The sequence below is a fragment of the Methylobacterium sp. P1-11 genome (assembly GCF_008329595.1).
GTDB lineage: Bacteria > Pseudomonadota > Alphaproteobacteria > Rhizobiales > Beijerinckiaceae > Methylobacterium.
This window is the reverse complement of sequence record NZ_NPKS01000036.1, coordinates 44,597-65,517: the sequence shown is the minus strand read 5'-3', so window position 1 is coordinate 65,517 and position 20,921 is coordinate 44,597. Positions and strand designations below refer to the sequence as shown.

At 63.1% G+C, this 20,921-nt stretch carries 42 protein-coding genes; 21 read left to right on the top strand and 21 right to left on the bottom strand.

Annotation, left to right across the window (positions count from 1 at the left end; translation table 11 throughout):
- Positions 1-113: 113 nt before the first annotated feature.
- Positions 114-689, top strand: a complete 576-nt coding sequence (locus tag CIW48_RS27415; RefSeq protein ID WP_149313584.1) for a hypothetical protein — start codon at positions 114-116, stop codon at positions 687-689.
- Positions 690-833: 144 nt separating this feature from the next.
- On the opposite strand, the gene CIW48_RS27410 is transcribed toward CIW48_RS27415, so the two are convergent.
- Complete coding sequence (locus CIW48_RS27410; protein WP_149313583.1) at positions 834-1,154, bottom strand: Arc family DNA-binding protein; 321 nt, start codon at positions 1,152-1,154, stop codon at positions 834-836.
- Positions 1,155-1,233: 79 nt separating this feature from the next.
- Between CIW48_RS27410 and CIW48_RS33695 the strand changes: the two genes are divergently transcribed.
- The 16 genes from CIW48_RS33695 to CIW48_RS27335 all read left to right on the top strand — a co-directional run bounded on the left by CIW48_RS33695 (position 1,234) and on the right by CIW48_RS27335 (position 7,083).
- Positions 1,234-1,458 (top strand): DNA-binding protein, encoded by a 225-nt coding sequence (locus CIW48_RS33695; RefSeq protein ID WP_197739381.1) that lies wholly within the window; start codon positions 1,234-1,236, stop codon positions 1,456-1,458.
- A gap of 9 nt (positions 1,459-1,467) precedes the next feature.
- Positions 1,468-2,316, top strand: coding sequence for a phage antirepressor KilAC domain-containing protein (locus CIW48_RS27400; RefSeq protein ID WP_149313582.1), 849 nt, complete (start codon positions 1,468-1,470; stop codon positions 2,314-2,316).
- Positions 2,316-2,558, top strand: a complete 243-nt coding sequence (locus CIW48_RS27395; protein WP_149313581.1) for a hypothetical protein — start codon at positions 2,316-2,318, stop codon at positions 2,556-2,558. Before CIW48_RS27400 ends, CIW48_RS27395 begins: the two co-directional genes overlap by 1 nt.
- Positions 2,559-2,599: 41 nt before the next feature.
- A complete protein-coding gene (locus tag CIW48_RS27390; protein ID WP_149313580.1) occupies positions 2,600-2,830 on the top strand; it encodes a hypothetical protein in 231 nt (76 codons plus the stop codon).
- Positions 2,831-2,857: 27 nt separating this feature from the next.
- A complete protein-coding gene (locus tag CIW48_RS27385) occupies positions 2,858-3,040 on the top strand; it encodes a hypothetical protein (protein ID WP_149313579.1) in 183 nt (60 codons plus the stop codon).
- A 26-nt stretch (positions 3,041-3,066) separates the two neighbouring features.
- The gene (locus CIW48_RS27380) at positions 3,067-3,321 is read left to right on the top strand and encodes a hypothetical protein (RefSeq protein ID WP_149313578.1); all 255 of its coding nucleotides are present in this window, start codon (positions 3,067-3,069) and stop codon (positions 3,319-3,321) included.
- The gene (locus CIW48_RS27375; RefSeq protein WP_149313577.1) at positions 3,311-3,826 is read left to right on the top strand and encodes a hypothetical protein; all 516 of its coding nucleotides are present in this window, start codon (positions 3,311-3,313) and stop codon (positions 3,824-3,826) included. Before CIW48_RS27380 ends, CIW48_RS27375 begins: the two co-directional genes overlap by 11 nt.
- Positions 3,826-4,131 (top strand): hypothetical protein, encoded by a 306-nt coding sequence (locus tag CIW48_RS27370; RefSeq protein WP_149313576.1) that lies wholly within the window; start codon positions 3,826-3,828, stop codon positions 4,129-4,131. Before CIW48_RS27375 ends, CIW48_RS27370 begins: the two co-directional genes overlap by 1 nt.
- Entirely contained in the window at positions 4,128-4,433 is a 306-nt protein-coding gene (locus tag CIW48_RS27365; protein WP_149313575.1) for a hypothetical protein, read from the top strand. The genes CIW48_RS27370 and CIW48_RS27365 overlap by 4 nt, the downstream gene beginning before the upstream one ends.
- Positions 4,434-4,436: 3 nt before the next feature.
- On the top strand, positions 4,437-4,709 hold the full coding sequence (locus CIW48_RS27360) for a hypothetical protein (RefSeq protein ID WP_149313574.1): 273 nt from the start codon (positions 4,437-4,439) through the stop codon (positions 4,707-4,709).
- A complete protein-coding gene (locus CIW48_RS27355) occupies positions 4,706-4,936 on the top strand; it encodes a hypothetical protein (RefSeq protein ID WP_149313573.1) in 231 nt (76 codons plus the stop codon). The genes CIW48_RS27360 and CIW48_RS27355 overlap by 4 nt, the downstream gene beginning before the upstream one ends.
- A gap of 133 nt (positions 4,937-5,069) precedes the next feature.
- Positions 5,070-5,216 (top strand): hypothetical protein, encoded by a 147-nt coding sequence (locus tag CIW48_RS33550; RefSeq protein WP_173009420.1) that lies wholly within the window; start codon positions 5,070-5,072, stop codon positions 5,214-5,216.
- A 40-nt stretch (positions 5,217-5,256) separates the two neighbouring features.
- Entirely contained in the window at positions 5,257-5,475 is a 219-nt protein-coding gene (locus CIW48_RS27350) for a hypothetical protein (RefSeq protein ID WP_149313572.1), read from the top strand.
- A 64-nt stretch (positions 5,476-5,539) separates the two neighbouring features.
- Positions 5,540-5,728 carry a hypothetical protein gene (locus tag CIW48_RS27345; RefSeq protein WP_149313571.1) on the top strand — a complete coding sequence of 63 codons (189 nt, stop codon included), beginning with the start codon at positions 5,540-5,542 and terminating at the stop codon, positions 5,726-5,728.
- Positions 5,725-5,949, top strand: coding sequence for a hypothetical protein (locus CIW48_RS27340; protein ID WP_149313570.1), 225 nt, complete (start codon positions 5,725-5,727; stop codon positions 5,947-5,949). The genes CIW48_RS27345 and CIW48_RS27340 overlap by 4 nt, the downstream gene beginning before the upstream one ends.
- Positions 5,950-6,594: 645 nt before the next feature.
- Positions 6,595-7,083, top strand: coding sequence for a hypothetical protein (locus tag CIW48_RS27335; RefSeq protein WP_149313569.1), 489 nt, complete (start codon positions 6,595-6,597; stop codon positions 7,081-7,083).
- Between the two features lie 80 nt (positions 7,084-7,163).
- Here CIW48_RS27335 and CIW48_RS27330 read toward each other — a convergent pair whose 3' ends face one another.
- The 9 genes from CIW48_RS27330 to CIW48_RS27290 form a co-directional block, all read right to left on the bottom strand.
- Positions 7,164-7,736 (bottom strand): hypothetical protein, encoded by a 573-nt coding sequence (locus tag CIW48_RS27330; RefSeq protein ID WP_149313568.1) that lies wholly within the window; start codon positions 7,734-7,736, stop codon positions 7,164-7,166.
- Positions 7,733-8,023, bottom strand: coding sequence for a hypothetical protein (locus CIW48_RS27325; RefSeq protein WP_149313567.1), 291 nt, complete (start codon positions 8,021-8,023; stop codon positions 7,733-7,735). Before CIW48_RS27325 ends, CIW48_RS27330 begins: the two co-directional genes overlap by 4 nt.
- On the bottom strand, positions 8,020-8,424 hold the full coding sequence (locus CIW48_RS27320) for a hypothetical protein (protein WP_149313566.1): 405 nt from the start codon (positions 8,422-8,424) through the stop codon (positions 8,020-8,022). The genes CIW48_RS27325 and CIW48_RS27320 overlap by 4 nt, the downstream gene beginning before the upstream one ends.
- Positions 8,425-8,589: 165 nt before the next feature.
- Positions 8,590-8,919, bottom strand: coding sequence for a hypothetical protein (locus CIW48_RS27315; RefSeq protein ID WP_149313565.1), 330 nt, complete (start codon positions 8,917-8,919; stop codon positions 8,590-8,592).
- Positions 8,920-8,925: 6 nt separating this feature from the next.
- The gene (locus CIW48_RS27310) at positions 8,926-9,159 is read right to left on the bottom strand and encodes a hypothetical protein (protein ID WP_149313564.1); all 234 of its coding nucleotides are present in this window, start codon (positions 9,157-9,159) and stop codon (positions 8,926-8,928) included.
- Between the two features lie 8 nt (positions 9,160-9,167).
- Positions 9,168-9,665 (bottom strand): hypothetical protein, encoded by a 498-nt coding sequence (locus CIW48_RS27305; protein WP_149313563.1) that lies wholly within the window; start codon positions 9,663-9,665, stop codon positions 9,168-9,170.
- A 546-nt stretch (positions 9,666-10,211) separates the two neighbouring features.
- A complete protein-coding gene (locus CIW48_RS27300) occupies positions 10,212-10,916 on the bottom strand; it encodes a TIGR02594 family protein (protein WP_197739380.1) in 705 nt (234 codons plus the stop codon).
- Positions 10,916-11,431, bottom strand: a complete 516-nt coding sequence (locus CIW48_RS27295) for a phage tail tip lysozyme (RefSeq protein ID WP_149313562.1) — start codon at positions 11,429-11,431, stop codon at positions 10,916-10,918. Before CIW48_RS27295 ends, CIW48_RS27300 begins: the two co-directional genes overlap by 1 nt.
- Positions 11,428-11,793, bottom strand: coding sequence for an HNH endonuclease signature motif containing protein (locus CIW48_RS27290; RefSeq protein WP_149313561.1), 366 nt, complete (start codon positions 11,791-11,793; stop codon positions 11,428-11,430). Before CIW48_RS27290 ends, CIW48_RS27295 begins: the two co-directional genes overlap by 4 nt.
- Before the next feature lie 187 nt (positions 11,794-11,980).
- On the opposite strand from CIW48_RS27290, the gene CIW48_RS27285 reads away from it, so the two are divergent.
- From CIW48_RS27285 to CIW48_RS27270, 4 genes are read left to right on the top strand one after another with little or no spacing between them, the layout of a single operon-like run.
- Positions 11,981-12,181 (top strand): hypothetical protein, encoded by a 201-nt coding sequence (locus CIW48_RS27285; RefSeq protein WP_149313560.1) that lies wholly within the window; start codon positions 11,981-11,983, stop codon positions 12,179-12,181.
- Positions 12,178-12,414: a hypothetical protein gene (locus CIW48_RS27280; protein ID WP_149313559.1), complete on the top strand. Its 237-nt coding sequence runs from the start codon at positions 12,178-12,180 to the stop codon at positions 12,412-12,414. Before CIW48_RS27285 ends, CIW48_RS27280 begins: the two co-directional genes overlap by 4 nt.
- Positions 12,415-12,449: 35 nt before the next feature.
- Entirely contained in the window at positions 12,450-12,776 is a 327-nt protein-coding gene (locus CIW48_RS27275) for a hypothetical protein (RefSeq protein WP_149313558.1), read from the top strand.
- A complete protein-coding gene (locus tag CIW48_RS27270) occupies positions 12,773-13,039 on the top strand; it encodes a hypothetical protein (protein ID WP_149313557.1) in 267 nt (88 codons plus the stop codon). Before CIW48_RS27275 ends, CIW48_RS27270 begins: the two co-directional genes overlap by 4 nt.
- A gap of 405 nt (positions 13,040-13,444) precedes the next feature.
- Here the strand turns inward: CIW48_RS27270 and CIW48_RS27265 are convergent, their stop codons facing one another.
- The 11 genes from CIW48_RS27265 to CIW48_RS27220 form a co-directional block, all read right to left on the bottom strand.
- Positions 13,445-13,753: a hypothetical protein gene (locus tag CIW48_RS27265; protein ID WP_149313556.1), complete on the bottom strand. Its 309-nt coding sequence runs from the start codon at positions 13,751-13,753 to the stop codon at positions 13,445-13,447.
- Between the two features lie 8 nt (positions 13,754-13,761).
- The gene (locus tag CIW48_RS33545) at positions 13,762-13,914 is read right to left on the bottom strand and encodes a hypothetical protein (RefSeq protein WP_173009419.1); all 153 of its coding nucleotides are present in this window, start codon (positions 13,912-13,914) and stop codon (positions 13,762-13,764) included.
- A gap of 1 nt (position 13,915) precedes the next feature.
- Positions 13,916-14,293, bottom strand: coding sequence for a hypothetical protein (locus CIW48_RS27260; protein WP_149313555.1), 378 nt, complete (start codon positions 14,291-14,293; stop codon positions 13,916-13,918).
- Entirely contained in the window at positions 14,293-14,841 is a 549-nt protein-coding gene (locus CIW48_RS27255) for a hypothetical protein (RefSeq protein WP_149313554.1), read from the bottom strand. Before CIW48_RS27255 ends, CIW48_RS27260 begins: the two co-directional genes overlap by 1 nt.
- Positions 14,842-14,924: 83 nt before the next feature.
- Positions 14,925-15,323 (bottom strand): hypothetical protein, encoded by a 399-nt coding sequence (locus CIW48_RS27250; RefSeq protein ID WP_149313553.1) that lies wholly within the window; start codon positions 15,321-15,323, stop codon positions 14,925-14,927.
- Between the two features lie 42 nt (positions 15,324-15,365).
- A complete protein-coding gene (locus CIW48_RS27245; protein WP_149313552.1) occupies positions 15,366-15,587 on the bottom strand; it encodes a hypothetical protein in 222 nt (73 codons plus the stop codon).
- 2 nt (positions 15,588-15,589) lie between these two features.
- Positions 15,590-17,308: a hypothetical protein gene (locus tag CIW48_RS27240; protein ID WP_149313551.1), complete on the bottom strand. Its 1,719-nt coding sequence runs from the start codon at positions 17,306-17,308 to the stop codon at positions 15,590-15,592.
- A 4-nt stretch (positions 17,309-17,312) separates the two neighbouring features.
- Positions 17,313-17,840, bottom strand: coding sequence for a hypothetical protein (locus CIW48_RS27235; protein WP_149313550.1), 528 nt, complete (start codon positions 17,838-17,840; stop codon positions 17,313-17,315).
- Between the two features lie 29 nt (positions 17,841-17,869).
- The gene (locus tag CIW48_RS27230; protein WP_149313549.1) at positions 17,870-18,805 is read right to left on the bottom strand and encodes a hypothetical protein; all 936 of its coding nucleotides are present in this window, start codon (positions 18,803-18,805) and stop codon (positions 17,870-17,872) included.
- A gap of 77 nt (positions 18,806-18,882) precedes the next feature.
- Positions 18,883-19,794, bottom strand: coding sequence for a DUF2612 domain-containing protein (locus CIW48_RS27225; RefSeq protein ID WP_149313548.1), 912 nt, complete (start codon positions 19,792-19,794; stop codon positions 18,883-18,885).
- Positions 19,795-19,804: 10 nt separating this feature from the next.
- Positions 19,805-20,896: a baseplate J/gp47 family protein gene (locus CIW48_RS27220; protein ID WP_207105494.1), complete on the bottom strand. Its 1,092-nt coding sequence runs from the start codon at positions 20,894-20,896 to the stop codon at positions 19,805-19,807.
- Between the last annotated feature and the right edge of the window lie 25 nt (positions 20,897-20,921).

The following is a 20,921-nucleotide window of genomic DNA, read 5'->3' as shown; positions in this document are numbered from 1 at the left end:
ATTGGTAATGAAGAGGTCGAGAGTTCAATCCTCTCTCGCAGCACCATTTATCTCAATGACTTAGCCTCAGAAAAAGAAGTGCTCAGGGGTTCTCGTGAACCTCGGGGGTTCTGATGGACGCCAATCCGGGTTCATGGGAACCGCAGCGATATTGGCGTTACACGAGCTACCGGCTGGAGGAGCTGTTCACGCGCGGTCGTGACGGCTGGGGCTCGCGCTCGATGCTCAACGCCTCCCTGAGCCTCGCGCCGTTCATCGAGGCCGGCAGGCTGCGGATGATCATGCGGGCGATCCCGCCTCTGTCTCCCCGGATCGAGAAGAAGGTCGCCTCCTTCTCCAACGCTCGCGAAAGCGCGGCGCATATGATCCTGAAGCACGCCGCCTGTCGGTGGATGCGGGCGAATGGTGCCAAGGATGCCGAGGAAGAGGTGCCTGGCTACGGCGGCCGGTTCGACGTCTACAGCGAGAAGGCTGACTGGATCGCTGAGGTCGGCAACTCCAACGTCGACAAGCTGGCCTATGCCATCATGAAGCCGACACCACAGCGCTTCACGCTCGTGCCCTACCAGCGGCAGGCATGGCGAAACGGCAAGCCTCGCCGGCTGATCGGGATCGACTTCGTCTGGGATGCCAGTCTGGGACCTGACCTTGAGGCGGCGCTACGCGCTCAGCGCCTCGCCGGTCGATAGGCCCTGGCTGAAGGTCGTCACGGAGCCTGAGGCCTAATCTCCCTCCCCACCTGGATCTCTGGGAAGGAGCGAAACTAAGCGACTTGGCTTGGAAGCGCTTTGGTTCTCGTCCCTAGGGGCTTCCGAGGGGTGGAGGTTCGGGCGTCAGGTAGGATCCGGCGCGTTGGTCAATTTGTTGTAGTTATCTTTGATTTCTTCTAGTTGCCTAATTTCGTTGAAGAGACCTTCAAACAGCTCTTCGATCAGGTCGCTATCGGTCTGGCCCATTTGCTTAGCATGAAACATATAAATGCCGAATAGGTCTCTGGCAAAATCTATAGCGCCGCCTTCGCGGGGGTAGGCCCGGGATAGCGTATTCACGATCTCGGCATTCAGAGACCGGCCGTTCTCATCGGCTGCATCTCGGATGCGGTCACGAAGCGCCTCGGGAAGGCGAAGCTTCATTTGGGGATCGTCGCGGCTCATGCCGCTTGATGAACCACGGTGGTGTTGACTTCAAGGGACCACCGTGGTTCGGTACCACCGTGGTTCCAGAGGAGGCAGCATGCGTCAAGGCGAGCAGATGAAGATCCGCTTGCCGGCCGACCTGAAGGCGTTCGTCGCCGGTCAGGCTGAGCGATACGGCAACAGTCAGAATGCAGAGATTGTCCGAGCGGTCCGAGAGCGGATGGAGAGGACCCTAGCGACGACGGGGGTGCAGTTTGGCGACCAAGCCCCCGCCGCCGCGCACGAAGCCGCCCGCAAGGGCGATCCCGTCACCCACGGCTAGGAGCCGCAGATGAGCAACGATAGCACACTGCCCACGCCCGGCGCGATGCCGCTCACGATGTCGAGCCGCGAAATCGCGGAACTGACCGGCAAGGAGCACAAGAACGTCATTCGAGACATCCGCGGGATGCTCGGCGGTTTGTACGGACAGGACCGGCTTGACCAAGTGGCTCCTGAAACCCGGCGTCAGCGTCACCGAGAGTTCTGCGGCGAGAACGCAAAAGCCATCATCGTCGGCCTGCTGGGCGATGGCTCAGAAGTGAGCCATGCTCAGGCATCGCAATCCTTTCAGGGGGTTAGCTGGGAGCGCGATGCTCGGGGCTACATCACCCTGTTCAGGCTCGACAAGGAGCACACCATCACGCTCGTGACGGGCTACGACGTGGTGCTTCGGAAGAAGATTATTGACCGCTGGATTGATCTTGAGGGCGCGGCGGCGAAGCCGGTTGATGTTCGCGATCCGGGCCAGCTTGCAGCCATCGCCCTTCAGCTCATTGAGGTGAACAAGGAACTGCAAGGCCGCGCCGCAGTCGCAGAGGCCAAGATCGAGGCTGACAAGCCCAAGACCGGTTTCTTCGACCGCTTCATGAACGCGGACGGCCTGTTCGGGCTTCAGAACGCCGGCCGGATCCTGATCGAGCCTCCCAACAAGTTCGTCGGGTGGCTGAAGCAGCAGTTTCTCTTCTACCAGGGCGGTTCGCTCGTCCCCCGCGCGCAGTACCGCACGATGGGGATATTTGAGGTCAAGGCGACCGTCGTTGACGACAAGGCCCGCTATCAGACCTACGTGACGCCGAAGGGCCTTCAATACCTCGCCAAGAAGCTCGGCAAGAGCATCCCCGGCCTGGAGGAGGCATGATGTCGGCGTTCATTGTGGATGTGAACGACCGGGGCGAGGACGCGGAAGGCAACGACTACAATTACCGCGTCCAGCCGCACGTGATCGCGGCCGGACTGATGGTCGAATTGCCGGTCCTCATCCGCTTTCCTGATGGCCGACTTCAGGAAGCCATGCAGGCTCGGATCACGACGAAGGGGCTCGCGCATATGCGGGCCGAACTGGACGCCGAGAAGGCCGGTCACAAGCCGGGCCGAGCCTAACCCCTTTCCCTCTCTCACCAGATCGAAGGAGAGAAGACCCGATGACCCAATTCAACCCGATGAAGCTGATCGTCCTCTACGCGATGACGGTGATCCCGATGGGCGGCGTGCTGCTGGCCTCAATCTTCTCGCCGAGCAACGGGCGGATGGCGGTGGCCGACGCGATCCTCGGCTTCATGATCGGATGCTTCTGTGCGGCAGCCATCGGAGCCCTCATCGCCGGCTACGTCGCTGGCGTGTGGTTCCTGTGCCGCTCCGAGAAGGGTGCCTAACCCTCCCCCACAGATAGGAGAGAAGCGATGACCGAGCCGAAGCCCAACATCCGCGGTCACGAGACCGAAGCCAAGGCTCGCAGAGCGGCGATGAAGTGGTTCGCCTTCAGCAACGGCGCGAAGCCGGTCGAGGGCGTCCACTTCCACATCGTTCAAAACGAGTTTGGCGGCTGGAATTTTGAGAGCGGCCGGAAGCCGAAGGCCGCCTGACCCCGCTTAACTAGGAGCGACACACCATGGCCGATAGGAAGGAAGCGGGTATGAGCGAGCACTTGGTTGCACGACTTGAGCAATGGCCTTCCTGCCCAGCCGGGTCGGATCCTTTCGCGTCTACCTATGTCGGTGACCTGATGAAGGAGGCCGCTACCGAACTCCGGCGGGTCTACGCGTCCGCCGTGAAGGCCGATCTACAGATGGGCGACGGGCACACCTACGCCGCCCGGCAGACGCTCGACGCGATCATGGAGAAGGAGCCGCCCTATGGCGTCTAGCCCCTCCACCGCATCCCCCGCCGGCATGGAACTCCCAGATGAGATTGCGAGGGCTATTTCGGACCTAGAGACTGAGGCTGAGCTGTATGCTGGGTCGTTCGTCGACCGCGATAGTGTCGCCAAGGTTCGCTCAGCCCTCACCACCGCGATCCTCTCCCGTCTCTCTGCCGCCGAGGCCGGGAGAGAGGAGGCTTGTCGAGAGCGGGATCAGTTCCGGAGATCATACAACGCCTGCATCGCCGACATGGAGCGCGGGGGCACCTGCAAACGGGTCTACTCGGATGCCGCGCTCGGTCATGCGCTTGAGGAAACCGAAGCCGCTCGTGACGCTGCCCTCGCCCGCATGGAGAGGCTGGAGAAGGCGCTGGGGACGATCCTGAAGCCATTCCCGTGCGTGAGTGGGCCGCCGGAGGATGCGCTTGAGGACTTGATGGCCGCCGTCAGCCGGTTCCGAGCGGCTGCCCGTTCTGCCCTTTCCGAAGCCCCGTCCCAAGGAGACCGGTGATGGCCGAGATGATTATCCGCGAGTCGTCTGAAAAGCACGGCTGGGCTTGGGTTCCCATGCCCGGCGCTTTGGTCAGATCCTCACACCCTCAGACCGTTCTGAACCCTGACAAGGAGTTCGCGGTGCTGGAGGTGAAGTTTGAGGATGGCCGCTTCTACGTGAGGGGCGAGAAAACATGCTGGTTCGGCCTGGGAATGGTCACCCCCGTTCTAACAGAGGATGGCCGTCTCGCGATCAAGGAAGCTGCCCTCTCCGATCCCAGCCCTCCTGATCTGAAAGAGACGAGAGAGGGAGCCGAAGGATGAGCACACCATCTGGAGTGGTCGCGATCCTGACGAGGGGCAATGGCGAGGTGATGGCAACGGCCGCCGACTTCGACCCGAAGAGCCCTGGCTACGGCACGGTAGACAGCGCGCAGAAGGGCCGGGCCCGGCAGGCGCTTGCCAACACCTTCGTCCGCGAGTGGTGCGGGGCTGACATCGCCGAGGTCATGCGTGGCTACGACGCCGAGCAGCTCGTGGACGCGCTCTGCCAGAGGAAGGGCTATCAAGTGACGATGATCGCTGCCGGCGGCGATCCTTCCCCTGCTGCTACCGAGGAGGGCTAGCCGATGGCCGTCACTCCGCTGCACGTCCACATCGCCCTACACTATCACGTCTCGCCCGAGCAGTGGCACATGCTGAGCGTGCCGATCCATCGGCAGTATGCGGATGACCTTGTGGCGGCCGGTCTGCTCCAGGGCTCGCGAGATGCCGGCTACGAGAAGACCGATGGCCTCGCCGTCTGGATCGACGCGATCTGCTCGACGCCATTCCCGGTCAAGCGATGGGTGATGCCCGCCGCCCGCCAAGCCCTTGCCGCTGTAGAGGGGGAGACGCCGTGAGCAACCAGCCGCCTTTCGACCCGCTCAACGCAACGCCCCAGGAGCAGAGCGACATGCTTGACGGCTACCTGTGGGGCTGCCGCAATCAGACCCCGCCGGGCTTTCCAAGCATGGCCTTCGAGCACGGCTACCGGATGGCCCGCAACGACAAGGCCGGGGTGATTGACGATGACCAACGCGAACTAGCCCGCAGGATCATTGGCGGCCACACGATAGCGCGTGCCTGACCCTTCCGGTCAGCGGCACGGGCGAAGGGGTAAGGGCAGCCGGGAACTCTTTCGAACGCGAGAGGAAGCGAACATGCAACGGCACCCAGGGACCACCAGCCTCGTCTATTTCACGCCCGCGGAGGTGGCAGACATGCTGCGCGAGAAGCTTCGGGCGGAAGGCGTGACGCAGGAGATCTGCGGCATTCAGATTTGCGTCGAGCAGCCATTCGGCGACGGCATGAAGGTTCACAACGAGGTGCCGCGCCTCAACGTGATCCTGTCCGACGCTGGCATGTGAACAGCGCGGAGGGGAAAGAATTCGAACTCGGGAGGTGGTGATGGTGTGCGCGCATTGTGGGCAGGACTTCCGGGCGAAGCATCCCGCGCAACGGTTCTGCTCGCCCATCAAGGGGCGGCGGCTCTGCAAGGACGCTCACCACAATCAGCGGCGGAGGCCGGTGATCGTCAACGGCGTCGAGGCCCCGGCGGGCTTCGTTGGGTTGTCCGACGACGAGCACGAGGCTTGTATGGATCTCGCGACGAGCGACGATTTCTGAGGCTGAATAGGGCGGAGGGGTATCCTCCCTTCCCCACGCGATCAGCCCCCGCTACCTTCAATCCATGAGCGACGACCATGACGCTATTCAAGAAGCCGCAGACGCCCTGGTCCTGGCCGGCTATGACGTCCAACCATGGGGCGACGATCTCTCCATGTGGCTCGTGAACGGCGAGACGGTATCGGATGGCGATCTGCTCGCCCTGGCTATCCGGCTGGGGTTGATGGATCCGACGACGACGCGGCTGCAATGACCGCCCTCGGCCTCGTCCTCCCGCTCCGGATCGAACGCCTGGAGGAAGCCGTCAAGGTGGTCGGCGCGCACGGGAAGTCCGCGCTTTACGTCTACATTAGCGCCGATCGGGAGCGTAGGCTTCAGACCGGGCGGCTGTCGCCAGAGGAAGGGGTCGAAGCTGCAAGGATCTGCGCAAGGGCGCTGACGGATGCGCTTTCTGCATTGATCGCGAACGACTGAGTCAAGCCTGAAATGGAAAGCCCCGACACAGCGATTATGCTGGCCGGGGCTTTGTATTTCCAGTCGTTCAAGGGCTACCGAGGGGTTGAACCACGCGAACGGAACCGGTACATTCTGAAGTGGCCCGGCGGATTAGCAGTCCAACCGGGCCGGCAAACGGATTAGCTTGTCGAGGGCATCCGTCTGTGAACCCGGTAATAGCGCAAGTCGCCCCGAAGTTCCAGACCTTCTCCTCCCCAAATCTGACTCCGGTTGCACGTGTAGGGTGTGTGGCCGGGGCACTGGCCGATCAGCCCAACGCTGGGCGGTATCGTGACGCTGGCGGCGGACGCGCAGGCGACTGCGTGGGAGTACATGGCGACCAGGGATGGGCGGTCCATACGCCATCGGGCACCTGTTTAGAGAGACAGCCCGGGACCAGAGGCGCCGGCCTCAAGAACTCTCAGGATCGCGCCCCGGCGGCAGTGCGATCTAGCAGTAAGCGGCGGTCGGCTCCGGCCTTCAGTCCCCTGCTTTCAGGTAGCGCTGTGAGGGTGTGTTGGGAGGCTCCGGCCTTTTGCCCTTCCCCTTCACGGGGCTACCTGTGAGCAGGTCACAACGATCCCACCAACCTTCAGGTATCAGAACTAGATACAGGAGACACAGGTGCCGAGACCAGATTTCGCCTCTGAGGAACGGCTGATCCAGCAACTGGACCGTGAGAGCCGCGACCGCACCGAGAGGGTGAAGGCGATGCTTCGGGAGGAAGGCCGTCCAGAACTGGCGGACCAACTGGATCAGAAGATCAAGGACATCGACTCGGGCGTGCAGGGGGCACGTTCGACATGGCACAGCATTTCCGACACACAGAGGCGGGTGCTCCTGCTGCTGGCCGGAGGCAGCCAGAGACAGTTGGCGCGAGCGGGCGACGTCTATTCAATTCGGGGTTCGGGAACGGCCGATGACCCAGCCAAACTGATCAGGACGGGCATCCGGCGACCAACCGTTCGCGCCCTTGCCTCGCGCGGCTTGCTGGAGTGGACCGGCGGGGCCTTTGATCCTGAAGCCGCTGCCATGCTGACTGAACAGGCCCGCTTCGTCCTGAAGCATGGGCGGCCGGCGCCGGGAGAGCACTTCCCCGGCTTCAGGCCATGAAAAAGGCCGCTCCGGCGAACCGGGCGGCCTGATGTCTTCCAATCTCCCCGACGAAGCGCCAGGAGAGGTGCGGGTCGGGGCTAGGGCTTATGGAGCGGGGATGAGTGCGCCGGGCTGGTAGCGACCTCAGAGACCCGCTGCTTCAGCCAGTCGACCACGGGGGTGATGTCGGGTCTCATGTGAACGATCCCGAAGCCGAGGACGAGGCTGATCACGAACGCCCAGGCCACCCTGCCCCAGCGGGTTCTAGGCGGCTCCTTGGCCATGTCCTTGGGGGCGATCAGCGAATAGAAGCAGCCGAGGGATACCAAATAAATCCAAAAGCCATTTAGGTCTGAATTGACCATCCAGGCCGGCTGCCCGTCCATCCGCCAGAGGAGCAGCCAAATGGCGCCGCCGCACACCCCGGTCAGGAACATGACCTGACCCATGATGCTCTGCTGAGCGGACACGGGCGACGGCCGAAGCACGATCTCGCGGAACGCCGGGAACCACGCCACGATGGCGGTCCCGCTGAACACGATCATGAAAACCCGAAGCCACTCGGTTTGAAGGTTGGTCGGTAGGAACGGCGCCACGATCCAATACGAGAGCGCCGAGGCCAGTCCGATCCAAAGCGTGAGGCTCCGGCGGAAGCGGGCTGCGAGGGTCAATGGCGACGCTCCAAGAGCTTCAGGGCATCTATGGCAGCGGCGAGACCCGGCTCCTGATCGGCGCGGTGCCGCTGTCGTTCAAGCCGTTGATCGCTGCGGCGGCGGATCTCACGGCGGGTGGCTTCGATCTTCTTCCGGTCCTCGATGGTCGAGGCGGCCACCTCACTGGCGACCTTCTGGGCCTGCTCGTGGGCTTCGCCACTCTCGGCGATAGCGGCCTCGAACTGCTCCAGCTTCGTCTTGACGCGCGTCGGATAGAGCCATGACATGAGGAGCCTCCCGATCATGCTGCTCCCCGGTCATGACGAACGAGAAGGTTGACGACGGCGTTGACCCCGGCATGGTGGTTTGCGACCGCGTGGCGCGTTTCGCTGATCTCTTTCGCGGTTTCGTGGGCTTGCTCGCGTAGGGCTTCGGCCGCAGCCGCCTGAGCGGACTGCATGCGTTCCAGTGTCGCCGTGAGGGCCAGTGTTGCGGTTTTCTGAGCGGATACCTCGCCGGTCGCCAGTTCCGTGAGCTTGCCGGTGCGATCCCAGGAGCGGACCAGCAGCCAGAACAGGATGCCGACCGCGATGAGGAGCAGCACGCAGAAAGCGCCGAGCACCTTGTACTGAAAGAGGACGTCGGCCGCCTGGGCGGCGGCTTTGGTCGCTTCGGCCGTTTGAGCGAAGGCCTCCGTAATCAGCATCGTTCAGGCTTGCCGTGCGGTGGTGTTCTGACACAGGGTGCGTTCAGCCATGGCTAGCGCGGACCTTCGCGTTGGTTGTGGTTAGGGGAGCCGGCTGCAATGCTGTCCAGGCTGACAGTCGGCTCCTCGCTGCATCGCCTTTGGCCGGGCGACGGCGGCTGTGGGTTAGCCCTGCGTGATGCCGGGAACGCGGGAGGCCTCATCGACGGAGCCGACCACGTTCGCCACCGGGATCTCGCCAGCCGTCTTCGGCTTCGTCACGACGGCATCGACCTGCGGGAGTGCGGCTGCGTCCTTGATGATGCCGTGCGGGCGGCGGTCCCATAGGCCCCAAATCGCGGTTCCGACGACGCCGAGCAGGCTAAGGAACGCCTCGATCACGGAAGGGTCAGTAAAGGTCGCGAGATCCTTCGCGTTGCCGTAGCCGTGGCTTCCGAGCCACGTCAGGCCAACGAGGAGAAGGATCCGGATCGAAGATTTCGTCTGTGCGTCCATGTTATCTCAACCTAGATGGGAGGCAAGGCGGTCCCACAGGTCCGCCGGGATGCTGTCGAGTTCGGCTTTGCTGAAGGTTTCGTGATGCATCGGGCCGACGCGCTTCAGCTTCTCGACAAGGGCCGGCCTCAGACGCTTCAACGCGGTCTGGACCTCGGGCATGCCGAGAGCCATTTCGATCTTCATGCCGTCGCTGAATGAGGTCGTGTACGGAACAGGGATGGCGTAGCGGCGAGCCATGGCGCGGCTCACTTCTTCACGCCGGGGACGACGATCGTCTGGCCGTTGATGTTGATCACGCCATCCACGGGATCGCCGGGCTTCGGCTCGGGCTTGGCCGGGGGCTTTGGGGTCGTCCCCTTCTTCGGGGCCTCAAGGGCGGTGTAGGCCGTGGTCAGGCGCTGCTTGTAGGCGGTGCAGGCGAGGCCAGCGATCTTGCTGACGGAGATAGCAGGGGCAGCCGGCGGGTAGGCAGCAGCCACGAGCGCCGCGATGCCCTCAAAGCTCGGTTCGAACGAGCAAGCCGTGGTCGCCACCTGTTGGACCTTCGTGGCGAACGCCTGCGCCTGAGGTGAGTTGATGCCGGCAGCCTGGAGATTGGCCGGAGTGAGCGAGCCGACCGCGATAGCGGCGGGGTTGATGGCAGCCTGGATCTGCTCCTGAGAGGCCGTCAGATTGCAGCCGCCGAGCACGGCGAAGGGGGCAACGCAGGCGAGCGCCAGCGCCGCGCGAAACGAGCGGATCATGAGAATTCTCGCGATGTTGGATTGCCCGGTTTCTTATTTGCGAGCCAAAAAAGCGCGCGAGATCAGCCGCTTGGGGCGGGTGCGACTGATAGTGAAAGAGGTCTTTGTCTAATTGCGCGGCGGCTTTGCCTGAGCGCGCGGGAGTGCTAATCTGTTCTCAGGTTGTGGCGCACACCACGCCTATTCTGGGCGGCTGGCAGGCTGTTCCGTGATTGGAAGGTGCGGGTCGCATGGATGCGGCGACCTAGCGTGCTAGGCGTCTTCTACCCGGAAGGATGAAGGCCGGCGGCCTGCACTGACCTTCACTTCAGCCACGGCGTAAGCCAACTGAAAAGCTTGTTGCCGATCCGCTTATCCCATCGGTCGGGATAGCGGATCGGCGGCAGAACGGGCTTCGGAGGCTTCGGCTTCTCGGTCACGGCATAGCCCCCAGGTACGAGAACGCGAGGCACCACATCGCTGCCAAGATCACGCAGGCAAGGATGAGGTGGAGGTACAGAGTGCGGACCGCGGCGCGGAACTCCGGGTCGTCGTCCGGGTCGATGTTCACGACTCCTTAACGCCAGCCTTCGCGCCTGCAACCGTTGTCGGGAGGTTCGGCTGTGTCGGGATCGGCACGCCAGACGGCCAGCGATAGGCGGTGATCTCAGAGCGCTTGAACGAGGCAATAGACACCTCGTCAGACTGGTTTCCGCCGAGCAGGAACACCTCAGTTTTGTTGGCGCCGACGACGAACCCGCAGTGCCCCTGCCATCCGGTGCCGCGCTTCTTGGTGGCGATACAGCCGAGCACGGGGGTTTTTAAACCGACACCCCAGCTCTCGAATGAACGAGCGGCGAGGCTGCCCGAAGTCTTCTGCCCAGCCCGATGCAGCATGGCGTTGCAGAAGGCCGCACACCAAGCGACCGCATCATTCTTGATGCCTGGGAAGTCAGCGTCCTTGTAGTAGGCGACCACCTTCGGGTTGTTCTTCTTGCCGGCGCCTTCTTCCGTGCCGAGTTCGGCCGCAGCGAGCGTGAGCCAGGCGGGCTGATCAGTGGCGGTGCGACGCTGGCTGATGTCGTTGGCGATGAGGGCTTTCTGGGTCATGGGACCGGCGATCCCATCCGGCACGAGGCCGGCGATCTTCTGGAAGGCGCGCAGGGCGGCGACCGTCTTCGGGCCAGCGTCGCCATCAGCGCCTGACGCCCCCAGCTCGTAACCGCGGGCGATCAGAGCCTGCTGAATTTCGCGAACGGACAGATCCGCCATCAGTGATGCCCTCGGTGCTTGTCGGCGATTGGCTTGCGGCGCGCAGGCTTAGGCGGCGCGGCTGTCGCGGGATGGCCGGGGTGCAGCGCCGATAGGGCGAGCCTCGCCCAAACGACGCGCCGCGAGATCGCTTTGACGCGGGCGCGCTCGAACTCGGCCTCGAAAGCCGCGACCTTGGCCTCTAGCGTCGAGTGCCGGCGCATGGCGGCGACAGCGCCCGCTTCCGAGCCGGTTAACTCATGAACGAGAAAGCTGTAGCCGGCCGCGTCAGAGGTAAGCGCAAGGCCATGCTGGCGGCACCAAGCCTCAAAGAGATGGCGCCGATCGTTCGTCCACTGGCACCACGAAACGCCGCCCTTCCGGGATGGCTGGCCGCCTTCGTGATAGGCAGTGAAGCCTGCACACTCATGCCCGACATTGCCGAACACGGCTGCGGCGTCGATGCCCGGCAAGCCGACATCGTGCATCAGGCGCGGGCCGTAGACGCCGACCTTCTGGATGAAGAGAGCCGTCAATGCCCGGCCTCCCCTTCATGCGCGGGAGCGCCGCCGAACTCAGCGACGTAGCCGGCCTTCCAGTCGCCGAGGAATACGGCCTGCGCCTGCTCGACGGAGATCACCCCGCGCTTGAGCTTCGCGCAGATGCGGTCCTCAAGCCGGTCCTTGTCGTGGAAGGTCCAAGGGCCGTCGCTCGCCTGGATCCACAAATTGGTGATGTCGTTCGCGCCACCGGCACAGAGCGGCAGGCGGTGATCCACCTCGAATGGACCTTGGTGGTTTGTGCCGGGGATCGTGTCACTCGGGCCCGTCATCCCATAGCGGCGGTAGACGGCCAGCTTCTCCGCGCCCGTGACGTTGCGGACCGTCGCGGTGTTCACGCCCACGATCTCGGCCCGGTCTGTCGTGCGAATAGCGCCTGGCGTAAGGACTGGATCAGGCTCCGTCCCATCGCTTGCAGCCATAGCAGGAGTGCAGGCGAAGGCGAGCGCCAGCGCGATGAGGAAGCGGAGCATGAGTAGCCTGATTTTGCTTGCGGGGTAGGCCCTAAAGTCCTATCGTCAGAGCGTGACGCACAAGGAACTGAAGGCTGCGCTGAATGCGCTCGGGCTGACCCAGATGGGCGCCTCTAGGCTGTTCAGCGTTGATGGTCGGACGGTTCGGAAGTGGGTGGCTGGCGATGCGCCGATACCCGGCTCTGTCGCCCTCTGCCTGAACCTGATGATCCACTACGGCGTCAGGCCAGATGTTGCGGAGGCGCTGAAATGAGCGAATGGCAGGACATCGCCACAGCTCCGAAGGCTACGCCGAACTTGCGGTTCGGCATCTTTGGCCCTGTGATCGTTCTCTCTGACCGGGCGCACGAAATTCGCGGCTACTGGCGAGAGATGTTCGACATGGATGACGGCGACGGCGGCACAGATTGGTTGCCAGAGGGATGGGTCAGCGAGACCGAGGCTGAACTTCTCGCTTGGACACCGACGCGATGGCGTCCCGCCTAACCCCCGCGAAGCTTACACAACGTCTGGAGGAGAGGATGAGCAAAGATCGGTTTCGGATCTGGCTTTTGGAAAGCAAGAGCCCGAACTGGATTGGCGATAATTACGCGATCCAGCCAGAGGACGTGACTGCCGATGCTCTGCGGCAGCATATTCGCGCGCAGGGTGGAGAGCCGTCAGATCTGCGCATCTCACTTGTCGAAGGCGAACCACTGGATCGGAGCGGCGCCCACCGTCACGCCTTCAATCTCGCCGAGAAGCATGGCCGGTTGGTGACGCCGCTCTGGCCTGCGCCTCCCGCATTGGAGATCGCCGGCTGGAAGAGCGGCATCTGCCCTGAACGGATAGAAGGGACGGAAGGATGAGCGGGGCTAGTTGGGCAGGCAAGACGCCGGATGAGATCATCGCTGATGTGAACGCGATCATCGCTAGCCTGCCGCCGGTGCCGGACACATTGGAAATCCCGGTGCCCTACGATTTATATATGGCTTGGCAAGCTGATGAGGATGACAGAGTGGTCCGCGCCTTCCGCCGGAAGGAAGGTTGGGCTGTAGGGCCGATGCTTGAGCGGATCGCGAGCAAGGCCGCTGCCGAGATGTTCGCTTTCAGCCGAGGTCCGCTGCCATGAACCGATCCGAATACCTCACTGCCGCTACCGTTACTTCAATCGCCCTAGCTTGGGGTCTGATGACGGTTGGAAGCGCGTTGCTGCTGAGAGGGTAGAGAGATGACGCCTGATATGAAGCGCTTGTGCGACTTGGCGAGAGCCGAGATCCCCTGCCCATACGACGATGAGGGGCGGCCTACCGTCAGCCTTGATGACCGTGACGAGGCTGCCGAAGCCATCGTCCGTGCTGTTCTCTTGGCTCTGAGGGAGCCGAGCGAAAGCGCAGCAGAAGCTGCCGGGGCCACTTGCCTGCCAAACCCAGATGACCCCTACACTCCTTGGATTGAGATCGGGAGCGACGCGGCTCGTGCCACAACTGCAGCTCTGATTAACCACATCCTCGCCGAGCCCGCTAAGGCGTGAGGCTCACGGTCGAACGGCTGTCACTTTCGCCTGGAACGAGTACGCCGCCCCGATAACGAGGGCTGGCGCGTAGACTTGAACGTCTAGGGTGTTGGCGGCACGAGCGACCGGCTGCCCGACGAGATACCCGCCGGGGAACACGGTCAACGGCGAGAGCAGCACCCGGTCACCGGCCAGAAGCCCGGTCACAGTCACCGTGACAGTGCGAATGCCGGCCGCTATGGCGATGGTCGCCGACTGGCCGATCGTGATGGAGCCTAGGTCCACGAGCGAGCCCGGCCCTTTGATGTTGCCGATCTTGCCCCAGGCCACGGCTCACCTCACGATAGGACGTAGATGTCGCCGGTCGAAAGGTCGAGGTAGAGATCGCCCGTGATCGAGCCGGTGGTGTTGGCCGTGGTCGGCGCGCCCGTGCCGGTGAACCACGTGACGCCGCGCGGTCCCTTGAGATTGCCTTGCTTGGTCCAAGCCATACTAGTCTCCCTTGGTGAAGAGGTTGCCGGTGACGGCGTCGAGGTAGAGGTCGCCGACCATGCCGAAGGTCGGGTCAGGATCGCCGGGCGCCGTGAAGATGCCGGGGCCTCGCGGGCCGGACGTGGGCGGCCTGCTCTTGGCGAACTCGTCCTGCAGGTAGGCCAGCACCGATCCCTGATCGGGGAACGGCACCCCGTCGCAGTTGCCGACGTTGGCCCAGGGCGTGTTGACGACGTAATCGCCAGCCACAGCCGCCTTCATCATGACGGTGATGTTGCCGCCGGTCGCCCCAGCCACTAGCGAGCGCCGGGCATAGGACTGCTCCTGCCCCGACACCCAGATCTCATCACAGTCGGGATCGTACCAGACCAGGATCATCACAGGGTCTCGGGCTGCACCGTCGCGGGAATGATGAACAGGGTCTCGCTCAGCACGGTCACGGGCTGCGTGCTGGTCAGGTAGAAGGCGGCGCCGTTGGCAAGGGTGTTGGCCTGCACCTGGATGGCGAAGCTGAACGTCACCCGTTCGGGGATGCCGGCCGACTGAAACAGCGTGCTGTCGTCCGCCTGCAGCGGGCCAAAGGCCGACTGCGCGTCGCAATCCATCTTCAGCCGGGTGCTGGACGCATCCGACGAGACGATCAGGTTGATGCGAATGTTGTAGACGTCGTTGAGCGCTCGGGCGATGAGCCGGTCGTTGGCGAGGAACTGATGCCCCACGAACGGCGGCAGCAGCTTGTCCATGACCGTCGTCGTCGCGCTGGAGAAGCGGACCTGCTGCCGGACGTTCGCCTCAAACCGATCCTCGGGCCCGGACGTGCGGTCGGTGTAGATGATGTCGCCGAAGCCGAGGTTGGTGCCAGGAGGACCCTGAAGGCCCGTCGCTCCCTGGACGCCCTGTTGCCCCCGAACCGTCACGGAAGCCACTACGGGCCTTCCCTGCGCAGCTACGGCCACACTGGGGCGCTGACGGGCGGTCACGGTGAAGCGGGGAAGGGAAACGCCACCCATCAAGCCGCCCCGGTTCCAGGGAGCACCGTCAGTTCAAATCGGGCAACGCCCTTCGGGGTCGCCGAGCCGGCGGCATAGCGGTACAAATCCCCGAACACGTTCGCGGTGATACCGAGCCGGAGCAAACCTAGGAAAGGCGGGGTCCAGGCTCGTCCTGCGGCCGGGATCAGGAAAGATACCGCGCCGGCCGCTCCGTTGGTGATGACGAGCGACTGGTCCGATGCGGCGCTGTCGCAGATGCCAACGAGCGTGCGGGCATCGTCTTTGAAGCGGACGAACAGCCGATCCCCGGCTCCGATGACGAGCGGGGTCACCCCGTCTTCTTCGGTGAGATCCGCATCCCACGCAAAATCTTCCCCGTCGAAGAACGCGTCGGGGCTGCTAGCGGTGATCGCCATTGGTTACGGTCTCGGCGATGAGAAGGGGATCAGCGCGCAACCTTAGGACGCATGATCGCTGGTCTGATCACCGTCCGCCGGCAGGCTCTCAGCGACCCGCGCAATACGGTCTTCGTAGCGCTGCTGCGCTGCGGCGGCATCGGCTTCGGCCTGAGCTTGCCTGGCGTCGGCCGTTTTCACATTCGCCGCTTCGGCCGCGCTCACCTCATTGGCCGTGTGAACGATCGAGAAAGTACCGTCTGCATTCTTCTTGAGTTTCCCCATGGTCAGCTCCCGGTGTCGTTCGTGCCTGCGGCAACAGCGACGCCAGGCGCTAGCCCCAGGTTGATCGGGCGCACGTACCGATAGGTGTTGCCCTGGTTCGGCGGAGTGGTCGATCCTGAAGTGGTGTCTACGAACACCCATTGGCAGTTGTTGACATCGGTGTCGTTGTTGACGCCGCCGCCGCCGCGGATGCCGTGAACGGACACATTGCGCGTTGTCCCGCCCAAAAGTGCACCCACACCATAATCGATCGGATCGCCCTGTGTCGTGTCGAACGCTGCGATATTGTATCCATTGATGTCGGTCGATATGACTTCTCCGCCATCAACCGCCAGTAAGCGCATCCCGGCGCCCTGATAGCCGCACAATCGGTTCGCCACCATCTTGAGGCGTGAGACCGAATACAGCCCATCGGCCGCAGTGATCTCAATGCCGCCCTGCCCGATCGTCTGGCCGTGGAGATCGTTTCCGAAGAAACTGGGCCGATTGACGACAGCCTGCGACGTGTCGCTCCGGTGAACCCTGATCCCGAACTCCATACTCTCGTCGATGTCCGAGAGATGAATTTTCGGTCGAATTTGGACCCATGCCGGAGAGCCGTTGACCAGTTCAGGACCGCCCGGGTAAAATAAGAAGTTCGAATGATTAAACCCCCCGGTAAACCCGGCCTCGACCCCGCAGCATTCGCCGGCCGCGTGCCACCAGCCGCAGTAAGGACCCAGGCGCTCGTTTGCCGAGTAGGTCTTGTTGTTGATTGGAACCGCGCGAAGTTCGGCGCTGACGTTGCCGCCGATCCAGTTCGGCCGAACAACCCTCGTCTTGGTTGGATATCCGTGCACCGGATCCCAAATGGTCGTCAGAACAGCGAAACTTTCTTGGAGCGCCGGTCGCAAGCGATCCCAAACTCCGCCGAAATATTCCAGATCGAGCATGAACCCGTCGCCGCCGTGCTGAACGACCGCGGAAGGCATGCCCGTGGCCCAGCCTCGGAAACCGCCGCCCTGACTGCCATAGACACGGAGATGTGTGGCGAGAGATGCCGCGGAAGTCGGAACAACGATCGTCGACACAGGCGTCATTGCCGTCGTGATGCGGCCCGGGAGACTCGTTGTGCTCGTCGGGATAGCGCCTAACAATCTGTCAGGCTGGAGCAGCCAGAACCCGTCCACTTCCGCAGTCCCGGCGCCAGCCGTGGGGGATCCCATCTGCATGGTATCGCCCGTGTAGCCGTGCAGCCGGGTGATGACGGCCTTCTGCACACCGCCGACGCTTCTCAGCTTAGCGTTGGGCGGTACGATGATCGGGCTATTCTTCGCCAGGATCGGACCACGACCCTGGCCACTCGGCAGAACCTCGGCGCCGTTGAAGTCGCTCAGCATCTGGTTGAGCAGCGGTTCGTTCGCGGTAGAGCCGTCTCGGACAGCCCCGTCGAACATATCGAAGATCGGCACCTGCCCACGCGCGATCTTCGCCAGCGACGGCGAAGGCAAGCTGGAGCCGATGCCGATGGGCAGCGAGACGTTTGGCGCCTGCGCTGCGACTGCGGCAGGCAAGTCCGCAGGCTTGGTGACGCCCGTCAGCCTTGATCCGTCCCCCACCTTGTCCAGTTTGGCTAGATCAAGGTAGGTCGCGTTATCGTTGGTTTTTCCGAAAGCGACGGAGGGGCTGTCTCCCGTGCCGTCGTTCGGGCGCGTGCCCGTATTGACAGGAACGATCGGCATGGCGTCAGCTCAGCGCGGGCCAGGAGATGGCGTCGACAACCGCGCAGGCGTCCGCGATGGTGGCGGCCTTATCGACCGACTGCTTTCCCTTCAGCCGCGCACCCCTAATCGGCGCACCGATCGCAAGCCATGCCTTGGCTTCCTCGCTAGCTGCTCGCGCTTCGCCAGCAATGTCCGACGTCGGCTTGCCTGTGTTCGGGTCTAGGTTCGTCCCGATAGAAGCCGACAGCATCGGAAAATCAGATCCCGATGCCTTCGTCGGGTCGTCTAGCGCTAAGACGGCTTTCGCCTCATCTCGCACCTCTTGATATTCCATGGCCTGACCGGCGCCAGCGGTCATCACCTTCTGGCGCAGGGCTTCGGCCTGCTCGTCCACCCAGCCCTTCAAAACGCTCTGGATTGCAGGAAGAACCTGCGCCTCAGTCAAAGAGCGTGGCGGCGCCATAAGCTGAGCCAGCGTGGTGCCGCGATAGCCGATCCCGTCGATATCCACGGTCAACGCAGTCGCGTTCAGCCGGTCGAACGTGCTCATAGGTGATCCCTCGTCCTAATCGCGACCGGTCAGGCCGAAGTGACGTTGCTGCGGTACTGGAACAGGGTGTTGGGGTTTGCCCCTGCGATAACCCCACGGAACAGATGCCCGGGAGCCCCAGCGTTCAGCCCGATATCGAGGAAGCTATCGAACGGGACCGTCGCCGCAGACGCTCCGAGAAGAAAGCCGGCGTTAGTTTCTGCCACGTTGAGCGTCGAGCCGACGATCAGCACGCCCGTTCCGTACTCGGAACGGATGTGATCGTTATAAGTCTGGCTCGGAGCCTGGGTCGGAATAGACCAGATGATTTGATCGGTAACGAACGTCGGACCGTCGAGCCAGAACCCTGAGCCGAACGTTGAGCCGTCAGGGAGAGGGGAGTTCGTTGCGGTTCCGATAAACTGGATGACTCGCGGCGTTGCCGTCCAGCCCTGCGCATTCCCAGAGATTTGCGCACCATATATCGCTAAAAACGCATAGACGTTCCGTCGCCGGATAAGCTGAGCGTTGTTCAGAAGAATGATGGCTGTTCCGACGTTCTTCTGCTCGTCAAGTACGGTGTCAAGATCCTTGCGGGCTTTTGATGACGTGGTTCCGTCATTGGTTTCGGACCCGTTGACTGGGTCTACAAAAATCTGCTGGACGGGAGGCATGTTCTTGTAAACGGTCGTCGCCACCGAAGTAGCAAGACCGGTCAAAACCGCCTTCAGCCCAAGAATGAAGTTGCCTTCAAGCGTCGCGATGCTCTGGCTGTCGTTCGCGTCAACGGCCGCATTATCGACGATGAACTGGCCGATCATTGAGGCGATGACCGAGGTCTGTCGGTTCACCTTGTTATAGTATTGTGGCGGCAGTTCGCCGACCTGCGCTCCCTGCGTGATCGCATCGCTTGCGGCATAGTCGGCATCATTGAGGACGACGGCGCCGACGCCGGTCGAGTTGGGCAGAAAGCCATTGGTGGGCATGTGTGGATCTCACGCGCAGGCAGCCGCGCGCCGCGGATGAGCGCGACGGCGAGCGGGAGGGATGAGGAAGAGGCTGGTTAGGCGACCAGCGTGGCGGCGACGGTCGCGGGATCTCGGCCCCAGGCCCCGACGCCAAGGCCGCCGATCTGGCTGTTGTTCATGCCGAGCCCGAAGACGGGAGCACCGTCGGTCGAGGTCACGGAGATGCGGGCGTCAACGCCCATCGCCTTCACCGGCAGGAGATCGTTCGCGAGAATGTAGAGATCGGTTCGCGACGGCAGCTTACCGGAGATGCAGATGCTATAGGCCATGCCGACGCGCTTGGGCGTCGCAGGGTATTCCATCTTGCCGAGCCAGCGGCCCTGCCCAAGGCCGGCCCCTGGAACGCCGAGCGAGAAGATCACATCGCCTTGGTGAGGTACGATCGCCCGCGCCCCGTCATTCGCGAACACGATGGTGGACGGGTCCGTCAGGTACGTGCGGACGATCTGCACCGCCATGGTAGCGGTTCCGTCCCACCGGTTCGCGAGGATCTTGGCGTAGAGAAGCGGGCGGTAGAGGCTGTCGGGAAGGGACGAGATGGCATTCTCGCCGTCATAGTTGGTCCGCCAGTACCCTTGCCCGAGACCGCGGCCTTCAATGCCAAGAGCAAAGGTCGTGTCAGGTAGGGGGATAGGCACGTAGCGGTCGCGCCCGATCCACTGCCCGTCGATGTCAAGCTGTACGCCGATGGCCTCGTCAACGTCGAAAGCCTGCGGTAGGCCTGCGACGAAAGCCTGAACGTCAGCCTGAGGCTGCACGTTCGCCCGGACCGTCGCGAGGAAACGGGCCTTGACCGAGTTGGCCTGCCAGGGCGTGATAAGCCCCATGTAGGCATCGGCCGTTTTCGTAATGGCCGGCGGGAGCGCGTAAGGATTGGCATCAGCGGTCGGGAAATCGCCGTTGATCGCGACGAGCGTCGAGTCCGCGGTGATGTTGTAATTGGCCATGTCGGAACGCCTAGGCCTGGACCGTCACGGCGATGTTGGCCGCCGAGCACATGCCGGCCTCATAGAAGGCAATCGGCACATCGGCCTCCGTTGGCGTGCCCCCATCCCTCGCCTGCTTGAACGAGATGATCTTGAACGTCTTAGATCCGAGGCCGTCGAAGTTCTTGGCTGCCGCGAAGGCCTGATCCCATTCCACGTCTTCGCCGATCGCCAGGCCGTTCACGAAATCCGCGAGCGCTGCTTTCCAGATACCCTCGGCCGAGGCCGTATATCCGCCGAGATTGCGCACCGTGACTTGGTACGTGATCGGAACTTGGGTCAGGTAGAAGAACGCCACGTCCTGCGGGATCGTGCTGTTGTCGATAGGCTGAACGGTCTGCACCGTCGTGCCGAACGTTGAGACGCCCGGCCCCTTCTTCAGCTCAATCACGGATGCGATGGCCGCAGGGTCGCCACCATCGACCACGGCCGCGATCATATGGCCCGGGATGCCGTTGACGTCCCGAGCATTGGTCGGGTTCTCGTGGACCTTCAGGCGGTTGACGCCTGCAATGGCGGCCAAGGCGCCGGTCAAGCCGTCGATGAGGCGCTGGGACGGCAGGGCCGTAGAGATGGCTTGGCGCTGCCGGAGTGCGCTGTCCGTCTCTACGGCGAGGCCGACGGAAGCTGCCGCAGTGTTCGTGGCTGTCTGCCAGCCGCGGGTGATGGTCGCGATGGAACCCTTGCCGTTGGCGGTGTCGACGGCGCCTGCAGAGAGGGTGATTGCTCCGATGGTCTGGCAGGTGGCCGTGACGGTGATCTGCCCGATGTCGGGAATGACAACAACAGACGGTAGAGCCCACTGATTGCCAGCCGCATCGGTGACGATGCCGCCGTCGATCTCAATGCCGGCCTGCCCAACGATGAGGAAGGGAGCAGTGGAATAGGTCGCCCGCTTGCGCCGGATGCCGTTCAGCTTGACGTTGCGGTCAAGCCCCGTACCCTGCGCCGTGCTGGGCGAGAACGAGTTATAGGCCGCCAGCGTCTCGCCGTTGGCGTCATGGATTGCGTAGGCGAGAAGCGCGAGGAATTGGCCGTCCTGCGTGGCCGGGTCCAGGTTCAAATCCTGGCCGTAGATCGCCCGATAG

Excerpts from the sequence above, each read along its gene's own strand:
- CIW48_RS27415 (WP_149313584.1), top strand. The coding sequence starts at position 114 with ATGGACGCCAATCCGGGTTCATGGGAACCGCAGCGATATTGGCGTTAC.
- CIW48_RS27410 (WP_149313583.1), bottom strand. The coding sequence starts at position 1,154 with ATGAGCCGCGACGATCCCCAAATGAAGCTTCGCCTTCCCGAGGCGCTT.
- CIW48_RS33695 (WP_197739381.1), top strand. The coding sequence starts at position 1,234 with ATGCGTCAAGGCGAGCAGATGAAGATCCGCTTGCCGGCCGACCTGAAG.
- CIW48_RS27400 (WP_149313582.1), top strand. The coding sequence starts at position 1,468 with ATGAGCAACGATAGCACACTGCCCACGCCCGGCGCGATGCCGCTCACG.
- CIW48_RS27395 (WP_149313581.1), top strand. The coding sequence starts at position 2,316 with ATGTCGGCGTTCATTGTGGATGTGAACGACCGGGGCGAGGACGCGGAA.
- CIW48_RS27390 (WP_149313580.1), top strand. The coding sequence starts at position 2,600 with ATGACCCAATTCAACCCGATGAAGCTGATCGTCCTCTACGCGATGACG.
- CIW48_RS27385 (WP_149313579.1), top strand. The coding sequence starts at position 2,858 with ATGACCGAGCCGAAGCCCAACATCCGCGGTCACGAGACCGAAGCCAAG.
- CIW48_RS27380 (WP_149313578.1), top strand. The coding sequence starts at position 3,067 with ATGGCCGATAGGAAGGAAGCGGGTATGAGCGAGCACTTGGTTGCACGA.
- CIW48_RS27375 (WP_149313577.1), top strand. The coding sequence starts at position 3,311 with ATGGCGTCTAGCCCCTCCACCGCATCCCCCGCCGGCATGGAACTCCCA.
- CIW48_RS27370 (WP_149313576.1), top strand. The coding sequence starts at position 3,826 with ATGGCCGAGATGATTATCCGCGAGTCGTCTGAAAAGCACGGCTGGGCT.
- CIW48_RS27365 (WP_149313575.1), top strand. The coding sequence starts at position 4,128 with ATGAGCACACCATCTGGAGTGGTCGCGATCCTGACGAGGGGCAATGGC.
- CIW48_RS27360 (WP_149313574.1), top strand. The coding sequence starts at position 4,437 with ATGGCCGTCACTCCGCTGCACGTCCACATCGCCCTACACTATCACGTC.
- CIW48_RS33550 (WP_173009420.1), top strand. The coding sequence starts at position 5,070 with ATGCTGCGCGAGAAGCTTCGGGCGGAAGGCGTGACGCAGGAGATCTGC.
- CIW48_RS27350 (WP_149313572.1), top strand. The coding sequence starts at position 5,257 with ATGGTGTGCGCGCATTGTGGGCAGGACTTCCGGGCGAAGCATCCCGCG.
- CIW48_RS27345 (WP_149313571.1), top strand. The coding sequence starts at position 5,540 with ATGAGCGACGACCATGACGCTATTCAAGAAGCCGCAGACGCCCTGGTC.
- CIW48_RS27340 (WP_149313570.1), top strand. The coding sequence starts at position 5,725 with ATGACCGCCCTCGGCCTCGTCCTCCCGCTCCGGATCGAACGCCTGGAG.
- CIW48_RS27325 (WP_149313567.1), bottom strand. The coding sequence starts at position 8,023 with ATGATCGGGAGGCTCCTCATGTCATGGCTCTATCCGACGCGCGTCAAG.
- CIW48_RS27320 (WP_149313566.1), bottom strand. The coding sequence starts at position 8,424 with ATGCTGATTACGGAGGCCTTCGCTCAAACGGCCGAAGCGACCAAAGCC.
- CIW48_RS27315 (WP_149313565.1), bottom strand. The coding sequence starts at position 8,919 with ATGGACGCACAGACGAAATCTTCGATCCGGATCCTTCTCCTCGTTGGC.
- CIW48_RS27310 (WP_149313564.1), bottom strand. The coding sequence starts at position 9,159 with ATGGCTCGCCGCTACGCCATCCCTGTTCCGTACACGACCTCATTCAGC.
- CIW48_RS27305 (WP_149313563.1), bottom strand. The coding sequence starts at position 9,665 with ATGATCCGCTCGTTTCGCGCGGCGCTGGCGCTCGCCTGCGTTGCCCCC.
- CIW48_RS27300 (WP_197739380.1), bottom strand. The coding sequence starts at position 10,916 with ATGGCGGATCTGTCCGTTCGCGAAATTCAGCAGGCTCTGATCGCCCGC.
- CIW48_RS27280 (WP_149313559.1), top strand. The coding sequence starts at position 12,178 with ATGAGCGAATGGCAGGACATCGCCACAGCTCCGAAGGCTACGCCGAAC.
- CIW48_RS27275 (WP_149313558.1), top strand. The coding sequence starts at position 12,450 with ATGAGCAAAGATCGGTTTCGGATCTGGCTTTTGGAAAGCAAGAGCCCG.
- CIW48_RS27270 (WP_149313557.1), top strand. The coding sequence starts at position 12,773 with ATGAGCGGGGCTAGTTGGGCAGGCAAGACGCCGGATGAGATCATCGCT.
- CIW48_RS33545 (WP_173009419.1), bottom strand. The coding sequence starts at position 13,914 with ATGGCTTGGACCAAGCAAGGCAATCTCAAGGGACCGCGCGGCGTCACG.
- CIW48_RS27260 (WP_149313555.1), bottom strand. The coding sequence starts at position 14,293 with ATGATCCTGGTCTGGTACGATCCCGACTGTGATGAGATCTGGGTGTCG.
- CIW48_RS27250 (WP_149313553.1), bottom strand. The coding sequence starts at position 15,323 with ATGGCGATCACCGCTAGCAGCCCCGACGCGTTCTTCGACGGGGAAGAT.
- CIW48_RS27245 (WP_149313552.1), bottom strand. The coding sequence starts at position 15,587 with ATGGGGAAACTCAAGAAGAATGCAGACGGTACTTTCTCGATCGTTCAC.
- CIW48_RS27240 (WP_149313551.1), bottom strand. The coding sequence starts at position 17,308 with ATGCCGATCGTTCCTGTCAATACGGGCACGCGCCCGAACGACGGCACG.
- CIW48_RS27235 (WP_149313550.1), bottom strand. The coding sequence starts at position 17,840 with ATGAGCACGTTCGACCGGCTGAACGCGACTGCGTTGACCGTGGATATC.
- CIW48_RS27230 (WP_149313549.1), bottom strand. The coding sequence starts at position 18,805 with ATGCCCACCAATGGCTTTCTGCCCAACTCGACCGGCGTCGGCGCCGTC.
- CIW48_RS27225 (WP_149313548.1), bottom strand. The coding sequence starts at position 19,794 with ATGGCCAATTACAACATCACCGCGGACTCGACGCTCGTCGCGATCAAC.